We start from the raw sequence: 9,995 nt of genomic DNA on the forward strand, positions 1-9,995 counted from the left end.
CTGGTTCAGTGACGAGTGACAGGCTGGAAAGCGGCTGGTTCGGATGTTCCGCGACAGCTTTTAGTAAACGCAGAACGTATTCGCTCCATTTTTCAGCCGTTTCTTTTGAGAACAAATCAGTCGCATATTCGAGCTGCAGACCGATGCCGTTTTCATCAGTGAATCCACCCAATGTCAGGTCAAACTTAGACGTTCCCTGATGGGACTCGTAAGGTGAAATACTTAGATTCTGCAATGTAAGCTGTTCTTTATCAGGGTTTTCTGTCGTCACCATGACGTTAAACAATGGATTTCGGCTCATATCCCGAGGGAGATCAAGCTGATTGATTAAGTCCTCAAACGGATATTCCTGATGCTCCAGCGCTGACAAGTTTGTCTCCTTCGCTTGCTCCAGCAGCTCTGCAAATGTTTGCTGTTCTCCCGCTTCCATTCTTAAGGCAAGCGTATTGACGAACATTCCCGGCATGTCTTGGACATCAGCATTCATCCGGCCGGCAGTGACGGAGCCGATGACGATATCCCGCTGCCCGGATATTTTGCTTAAAAAGACGTGGAAAACAGCGTGAAGCACCATGTGCAAGGTCGTTCCGGTTTCTGCGAGCAGTTTTTCTACCGCCTTAGCCGTCTCGCTTCCCGTACGGAAACGGATCGTGTCCCCTTTAAAGCTTTGCACAGGCGGACGGGCGTAATCGAGCGGAAGATCAAGTTCCGGCAGCTCGCCTGAAAGAACCGAGAGCCAGTACGCCTCATGCTCCTTCATCCGTTCCCTTTGCTCAGCTTCATTTTGCCAAACGGCGAAATCCTTATAATGAAGCGCCGGCTCTGGAAGCTGCTCTCCTTTGTAAAGCAGCGCCAATTCTTTGACAAAAATGCCTCTTGATACCCCGTCTGCAATGATGTGATGCATATCTAAAAGCAACAAATGTTTTTTCGCTTCTATTCGAAGCAATGCCGCGCGAATGAGCGGTGCATCGTTTAAGTCGAATGGACGGATAAAGTCCTTGATCTTTTGTTCCGCTTCATCCTCTTTCGCTTCAAACACATGAAGATCAATCGCCGCCTCCTCAATAATGCGCTGAACAGGCTCACCGTTTGCTTCCATAAATGATGTACGCAATGACTCGTGGCGGTTCACAAGCTGATTGAGTGAGTCGCGCAGACGTGAAAGATCAAGCTCGCCTTCCATCAGAAGAACAGATGGCATATTGTAGCTGATCGTCTGCCGGTCAAGCTGATTCAGTACATACATCCGTTTCTGCGCAGATGACAGTGGGTACATATCCTGTTTGTCAGCCGGTTTGAGCACGTGATGGCCGCCTGAAACCGCCGATGCCTCCATGTAAGCCGCAAGCTGGCGAACAGTCGGCTGCTCAAACAGCGCTTTAAGCGGTACGGTTTTCTCCAATTCAGCCTGAATATTGGCAATGAGCATCATCCCTTTTAGTGAATGGCCGCCTAAATCGAAGAAATTGTCGTCGATGCCGATCGCTTCTATGCCAAGCGTCTTCTGCCAAATGCGGCATAGGCTCTCCTCAAGCGCTGTTTCCGGTGCGGCTGAGGCCCTGCTTCCGGATTGTTCCACGTGTGGCTTCGGTAATGCGTTTCTGTCGGTTTTCCCGTTTGCCGTCAGCGGAATGGCGTCAACCTGCACAAAGAAAGCAGGGATCATATGAGACGGCAGTGTTTGTGAAAGCTGGCTGCGGAGCTCTGCTTTTTCAATGGCTTGATCCGCCGTATAATACGCGCAAAGCTCTTGAAGCCCGCCCTCGGAAACTGCTAGCACAACCGCTTCTTGAATTCCGCTGAGACTGAGCATGACCGTCTCAATTTCTTTCGGCTCAATGCGATAGCCGCGGATTTTCACCTGATCATCGGCCCGGCCGATAAATTCAAGCGTACCGTCAGAAAGTCTCCGTACAACATCTCCTGTTTTGTACATTAGGCTGCCCGGTGAATATGGATTTTCAACAAATCTCTCAGCTGTCAGCTGAGGCCTGTTGAGATATCCTCTCGCAAGCCCCTGTCCCGTGATATAAAGCTGGCCACTCGCTCCCGGAGGCACAAGCTTTAACGCCTCATTTAAGACAAGCGCACCGGCATTCGCAATCGGCTGCCCGATTGTCGGGCGTTGCGCGAATGTATCCGGCTCAGACAGATTTACCCGTCCGGCAATGGCGCCGATTGTTGCTTCAGTCGGGCCGTAGTGATTGATAAATTCGGTATGTCCATACACCTTGTGGTAGGTGAAAACATCAGCCGGGATGATTTTTTCTCCACCCAAGACAATCAAGCGCAAGGATTCAAAGTTTGGCTCATTTGTAAAGCTGGACGTATTCACCATCGTATGGAACAGCGACGGTGTCAGTTTGATATATGTGATTCCGTGTTCCTTGATATAAAGCCCCATTTCATCTGGCGCCGTATAGGTTTCCTTCGGCACGATGTGGAGCTCACCCCCCGCCAGAAGTACAGGGAACATGCTCGTATAGCCTAGGTCGAATGCATAAGATGAAAGCAATACAGTCTTGTCGGTTTCCGTCAGGCTCGCCTCTTCACTAAACCAAGAAACATAGTTTGTCAGATTGCGATGCTCGATCTGCACACCCTTCGGCTTCCCGGTCGTACCAGACGTATAAATGACGTATGCAAGATTGCGAGATCCGGAGATCGGAGAGAGGTGCTCCTTACTCTCATTTCTCCATTTAGCATTATCAAGGTTGATGATTGCCCCTTCAAATTGCCCAATGGCCGTCATGTTTCTTTCGTTTACGACCGCTATTCTCGCTCCGCTGTCCTCTAATGAATAGCGGATGCGTTCCTCAGGCGTATCAGGATCAATCGGCAGGAAAGTCGCCCCCGCTTTCATGACACCGAGAATCGATACCATAACCTCAGCTGACCGATCCATGACAATTGCGACGATGTCTTCACTTCCTGCCCCTTGCGCACGAAGATGATGCGCCAGCTGATTCGCCTGTTCATCAAGCTCGCGATAGGTCAGCAGATTTCCTCCAGACCTCACCGCAGAATGATCAGGTGTTTGCTGGGCCTGTTTTTCGAAAAGAGCTGCAAAGGTTGCTTCAGTCATCTGAGTCATATGTCTTTCTTCAAGCAAAGCAGCCGTTTCTGTAGGTGAAAGCAGGTCTACATCAGACAGCCGAACGTTCGGATTAGCTGCGGCCGCTTTGATGATATTGACAAAGTGGCTGCTCCAGCGGCGAATCGTCTCGTCCTTGAACAGGGCAGTCGCATAGTCAAAGCTTAGGCCGATATCCTCTTCTCGCTCGACCGCTTCCAAGGAAAGATCAAATTTCGCCACGTGATGGAGCATGGAGTATGAAGAAATCTTCAAGTCTCCTAATCTCAATGATGGAATCTCCATGTTCTGCATGTTGAACATCACGCTGAACAGCGGACTTCGGCTTGTATCCCTTGTAAGCGGAAGCTTTTCAATCAGTTCCTCAAGCGGATAACTCTGATGCTTGAATGCTTGAAGGCTTGCTGTTTTGACTTCTTCAAGGAATTGCGCAAACGTTTTATCTCCCGCAGGCGCCGATCTTAGTGCGACCGTGTTGACAAACATCCCCGGTACATCTTGCAGATCAGGGTGTGTTCTTCCCGCAGTCGGCGATCCGACAATGATATCGTCCTGTGACGCGTACTTAGAAAGGAGTACATTGAACGCCGCCAGTAAAAACATATACATTGTCGTATCCGTTTCTGCCAAGAGTGACTTGATTTGAGCCGTCATCTGTTTATCAAGCCCAAACATCACGCGCTCTCCAGCAAAGCTCCGTTCAGCAGGCCGCTCAAAATCCGTCGGAAGATCAAGAATCGGCAGCTCACCTTTAAAGGTATCAAGCCAATACGCTTCATCCTTTTGAAGATCAGCATGTTCTTTATGCCAAACAGCGTAATCTTTATAGTGAATTTGCGGCTGCTCAAGATCAGCCCCTTGATACATTTTGGCGAGATCACCGATCAGAATGCCTGTTGAACTGCCGTCAGTAATGATATGGTGCATGTCAATCAGCAGCAGGTGGCGTTCTTCTTCAAGCTGGACAAGCTTCGAACGGACGAGCGGCGCGCGGTTTAATTCAAACGGCTGAATGAACGCTTTGATCATTTCCTCCGCGTCTTCTTCCCGTCCCTTGGCAGCCTCCAGCTCGAACGATACGTTTTTATGAACAGTTTGTGCAACTTCTCCGTCGATCATGTCAAACGATGTACGAAGGATTTCGTGCCGGTTGATTAATTGCTGAATCGCCTTTTCCAGCCGTTCTTTATCTATTTCTCCCTCCAGCAAAAGTACAGCGGGGACATTGTAGCTTGTGTTTTCTTGTCCAAGCTGATTGAGGATATACATTCTCCGCTGGGCCGGGGATACAGGATAATGCTGCTGATAAGGTGCTTGCTTGATCGGTTCAAACGTCTGCTCCTCCTTGCTATCGTTCTCGTCCAAATACAGCGCCAGTTCTTGAATAGTCGGCTTTTCAAAAAGCACTTTAATCGGCACTTCCTTATGAAAATGCTCTTGAATTTTCGCCGTCATCATCATCGCTTTCAAAGAATGGCCGCCGATCATAAAGAAGTTATCGGTAACGCCCGCTTTGACGCCGAGTACCCCTTCCCAGATCTCCGCTAATTTCTTTTCACTCTCTGTCTCTGGCGCTGCGTACTCCTGCTGCACGGCTTCTGATTGAGGCGCAGGCAGTTCTTTTTTGTTAATTTTACCGTTCGGCGTGAGCGGCAGGCTGTCCATCTGAATCAAATGGGCAGGAACCATATAATCCGGCAAAGATTCAGACAGCGTTTTTCTCAGCCCGCTGACAGACACTTTACGATCCGCCGTAAAGTACGCGCAAATTTCATTTTCATCTGCTTTGTTCTTGCGGATGATCACTGCAGCCTCTGTTACATGCTCTGCCATGTTCAGTTTTGTTTCAATTTCGCCAAGCTCAATTCGGAAGCCCCGCACCTTCACTTGATTGTCGATTCTACCTAAAAATTCGATATTGCCGTCCGGCAGCCATCTCGCCAAGTCGCCAGTGCGATAAATCCTTTCACCCGGTCTGAACGGATCTTCAAAAAATTGCTTCTCCGTCAGCTCAGGAAGATTGACATATCCTCGCGCTACACCGATTCCGCCGACGCACAGCTCGCCGGGCGCGCCAATTGGCTGCAGGCGCTGCTGTTCATCCATGATGTAGGCAGTCGAATTTCCGATAGGCTTCCCGATTGGAATAGAGTAGCTATACTCACGGTCGATCAGAAAACTTGTTGAAAATGTCGTGTTTTCTGTCGGGCCGTATCCGTTCCACAACGAAAGCGACGGCGATGCCTGTTTTACTTTGCTGACAATATGCGGCACGAGTGCGTCTCCGCCGATGATTACATGGCGCAGTGTGCCGAACATGCCGGCATCCTTTGCAGCAAGCTGGTTGAATAATGGTGATGTCAGCCACATGGTCGTGATTCTCTGCTCACGCAGGAATGCCGCAAATTGTTTCGCATCAAGCAGCGTCTCTTTTTTGACTGGATAAAGCGCTGCGCCATTCAGCAGTGCGCCGAATACCTCAAAAGTGCCGGCATCAAAGCTGACAGCGCCCGTTTGCGCCATGCGGTCCTCTTCATGAATCGGAACGTATCCTGCATTTTTAACGAGGCGCAAAATGCTTTTATGTTCGATCATGACGCCTTTCGGTTTACCCGTTGAGCCAGAAGTATACATGATGTATGCCAAATCAGACGGTGCGGATGGCAGATTGAGATTGTCAGCCGCTTCACTCTCTTCAAACCCGCTGTCCAGTGTAAGTACCGGCACTTGCAGCTGATGCGCCTGCTCTGTATAAGACTTTCCGGACAAGACCATCCGAATCGAGCTGTCCTCCGCCATGAAACGAAGACGGTCTTCAGGAAGCGCGGGATCAAGCGGCACATAGGCGGCGCCTGCTTTTAACACAGCCAGCATGCCGACAACGGTGTCTGCAGAGCGATCGTTCATAATCGCAGCTGTTTCCCCTTTTTGAAGACCTAGTTCGACAAGCTTTCTCGCCAGACGGTTTGCCGCTGTATTCAGCTGACGGTATGTCAGCTCAGCTCCTTCATATACGACAGCGGTGCTTGCCGGTGTTCGCTGCGCTTGTTCTTCAAACACTTGATGAACAGCCATTCCTTCTGGAAGTTCGGCTTTCGTCTGGTTAAACACCTCGACAATTTGCCGCTGCTCTTCGTCTCCAACAAGCCCGTACTCACGGACAAAACCGTCCGGCTGAGCGACAGCCGCCTCCATCATGCGGGTAAGGTGCTCCGCTGCCCGTTCGATAAAAGCGGAATCAAAGGCGGCTCCGTTATATTTGATTTTGACAGTCCACGTTTTGCCTGGATACACAATCAAATTGAAATCGAAGCTCGTTTGCTCAAATGCGCTTTCTACCTTGATAGAAAATCCGAGCCGGTCTTCCATGCTGCCGTTTTCAAGCTCTTGATCAAGCGGATAATTTTCAAACGCGACCAGATGGTTCAGGAGATTGCCATCAAGGGCTGAGCGCTTTTGAATCTCATAGAGCGGTATGTAATCATAGCGCTCCGCCTCGACTGCATGCTGCTGAACAGCTGAGAAAATATCAGCGAAAGCAGCATCTCGATCGACTTTCACCCGAACCGGGATGGTGTTGATAAACAGCCCCGCCATCGTTTCAATCCCGTTGATTTCAGTCGGCCGGCCCGATACAACCGTGCCGAAGACAACGTCATTCGCAAAGTTGTATTTGCTTAGAACAATGCCCCAAACAGCCTGAAACAGGTTGGGCCCTGTCACTTGATAGCGGTTTCCGGTTTGTTGAATGCGGGCAACCAGTTTTTCGTCCCATGTAAATGAATATTCTTTGTTAACGTATTCGTCTTTTTTCTCAGGCAGGCGGCCCGGGAGCACGCTCGGCTGTTCAAAACCCGCCAAGCGTTCGCTCCAGTAGCTCTCCGCTTCTTCATTGTCCTGTTTTCCAAGCCACTTGATGTAGTCGGAATAAGGCTTTCCCTGACCGTTTGCCGGTGTTCGGCCTGCTCTAAGCGCTTCGTAGTTTTGGAACAGGCTTTTCATGAGGACGCCCATGCTCCAGCCGTCCATCATAATATGATGATTGCTCCAGACAAGATACAGCTGATCTGCATCTAGACGGAAAACAGCCACCTTGAACAATATGTCTTTTGCCAGGTTAAAACCTTGGCGCTGCACATCTTGTTTATACCGGTCAATGTACTCTTTCTGGCGGTCTTGGTCCGCATGACTGATATCTTCATAGTGCACCTTTGTTTTGCGTTCCGCTAACACGACCTGACGCGGTTTTTGCAGCTGCTGGTGCACAAATACCGTACGGAGAATATCGTATGACCGAATCAGTTCATTGACGCTTTTCTCAAAGATTTCAAGATCAAATGTACCGTGAATCCCAAGCTCTAATTGTGTGAAGTACGAGGAAGAATGCGGATCAAGCATCGCATGATACAGCATTCCCTCCTGCATCGGTGTCAGTGCGTACACCTTTTGAATCGATTTTTTGCTCATATGCCACCTCTATTAGAAAATTTCCATTAATTTATCCAGTTCATCCAGCGTCAAATCGTCGTCGCCAAGGTCACTCGGCGTCAGTTCCGTTCCATCTTGAGATAGGCAATGTTCAATGATTCTGAGAAGATGGGCTTTAAAGCTGTCGCTGAATGTCTTTATCGTTTTTTCATGAAATTCAAGAGAATGATAGGCCATTGACATCGTCAGTTTCCTGTTTTCAATGTATCCGACAACATCGAGCGCGTTCGGCTTTTCTGTTTCCGGGCTTAACGACTGTCCTGACGGCAGCTCTGATCTCTTGAACAAGCCTGCATCCGACATGTCATCGAACTGTCCTAAGTAGTTAAAGCTGACATCCGGCTGAATCGAGAACGCCACATCTTCTTTATGTTCCGGCGCCGTCAAATAGCGGAGAATGCCGTAACCGACTCCCTTATTCGGTACATGTCTGATATCTTCTTTCATTTGCTTCAGCTGGTAGCCCAGATCATCAGCATGCTTCATATCGAGTACCATCGGGTACATACTCGTAAACCAGCCGACTGTCCGGGAAATGGTCAGGTCTTCTATAATTTCTTCACGTCCATGCCCCTCTAAATGAACACTTACTCGATCCTGACCTGTCCAGTCCTTCATCGCCAATCCGAATGCCGTCAGCAAAATATCATTCATTTCTGTGTGATATGCCTCATGCACCTTTGTGGTGAGCTGTTCTGTCTCTTCAGCAGTCAGCGAAAATTCGATTGTCCTTGTATGTTTCATTCGCTGATCACTAGATTCACGATCCTTCGGAAGCTTTGCCGCGACAATCTGTTCTTCAAGCTTTCTCCAATACTCTTTTTCTTTCAAAAAGGCTTTGGAGTTCGCGAAGTCTAGTAATCTCTCTGCATACTCCGCAAATGAATGTGTTTTCTGTGGGAGAACCGGTTCATTGCTTTGTTCAAGCTGTGTATATACCGCGGCGAAATCCTCCAGTAAAATCCGCCATGACACGCCGTCAACCACTAAGTGGTGAATGGCAAGAAGCAAGTGGTCTCCGTCTTCCGCTTGGAACAAGCCTGCTTTTAATAAGCCGCCTTCCTGCAAGTCGATGCTGCTTTGCAGCCGTTCCGCTTCTCTCTCTATGCGGTCTTCATGATCTTTCGCTTGACCCTCGATTTGGATGATCTCCAATTGAGCTGAAGCATCTTCAAGTCCTCTGTTGTATTGAACGACCTCTTTCGTCCCCTCACGATAAACCATGCGGAGTGCGTCATGATGTTCGATCAGCGCCTGCAATGTTTTCTCCACCCGTTCAGGATCAAAGCCCTTCGCGGCGTGAAGCATCACTGATTGGTTCCAGTGGTGCTTGTTCGTGAAATTCTTTTCAAAGAACCAGCGCTGAATCGGCGTCAGAATGACCTCGCCCTCCACTGGGCCTTGGTCTGCCTGTTTGCCTTCGGCACGCTCCACGTATTGGGTCAGCTCTTCGATCGTCGGGTGCTGGAAGAGATCTTTCATTTCCAGCTTCCAGCCGTGCTGGTTCAAGCGGCTCGCCATCTGGATTCCTTTGATGGAATCTCCGCCGAGCGAGAAGAAATTGTCACTGACACTGACTTCAGAAATACCGAGCACGTCCTGCCAAATGCCGGCAAGCAGCTCTTCCATGTCGGTGGACGGCGCTTTGTATTCTCCGCTCCCCGCTTCGATGTCCGGCTCAGGCAATGCTTTACGGTCAACCTTTCCGTTTGCCGTAACCGGAAGTTCGTCCAGCGTCACCCAGAACGCCGGGATCATATAGTCCGGCAGNNCCGCCTTTATCTTTGACAGCTGTCACCGCCGCATCCTGCACCTCAGAAAGCTGAGCGAGCTGCACTTCGATTTCCGAGAGCTCGATCCGATAACCGCGAACCTTGACCTGCTGGTCAATCCGGCCGATGTATTCGATGCCGCCGTTCACCCACTTCACCAAATCGCCGGTGCGGTACATGCGTTCACCCGGCACAAACGGATCAGCGACAAACCGCTTCGCGGTTTCGTCTTCTTTATTCAGATAGCCTCGCGCCAGTCCGCGTCCCGCCACGCAAAGCTCTCCGGCCACGCCTTCAGGCTGAACCTGATTGCCCTCGCCGAGAATGTATACTCTCGTATTGGCGATCGCCCGCCCGATGGAAAGCGAGCCTTCCTCCGGATTGATTTCTGTGCTTGTGGCAACGACCGTATTTTCAGTCGGCCCGTAGTTGTTGACGAGCCTGTATGGCTGTTTCACGGCACGCTTCAGCTTGTCTCCGCCTGTCAGCAATACGCGGAGTGACGTATTCTCTAGCTCCATAAACTGTTCCGCCAGCTGCGTCGGCAGGAAGGTGATCGTCACCCCGTTCGTTTCGAAATAATCGTTCAAGCGGATGATATCAAGGCGGATCGCTTCATCAATGACGTGAAGCTCGGC

Annotated in this window: 1 protein-coding gene and 1 pseudogene; both read right to left on the reverse strand. The window is 49.9% G+C overall.

The genetic code is table 11. The features are described from left to right. Positions 1-7,564: surfactin non-ribosomal peptide synthetase SrfAB (srfAB, locus tag MOF34_RS21045; RefSeq protein ID WP_419901034.1), on the reverse strand; the 7,564-nt coding region annotated here is incomplete at its 3' end. 12 nt (positions 7,565-7,576) lie between these two features. Then, positions 7,577-9,995, reverse strand: a pseudogene (locus tag MOF34_RS16155) (condensation domain-containing protein); the annotation flags it as partial.

The sequence above is a fragment of the Bacillus sp. T17B1 genome, assembly GCF_026796395.1.
In the GTDB taxonomy this organism is placed as follows: Bacteria; Bacillota; Bacilli; order Bacillales; family Bacillaceae; genus Bacillus; species Bacillus spizizenii_A.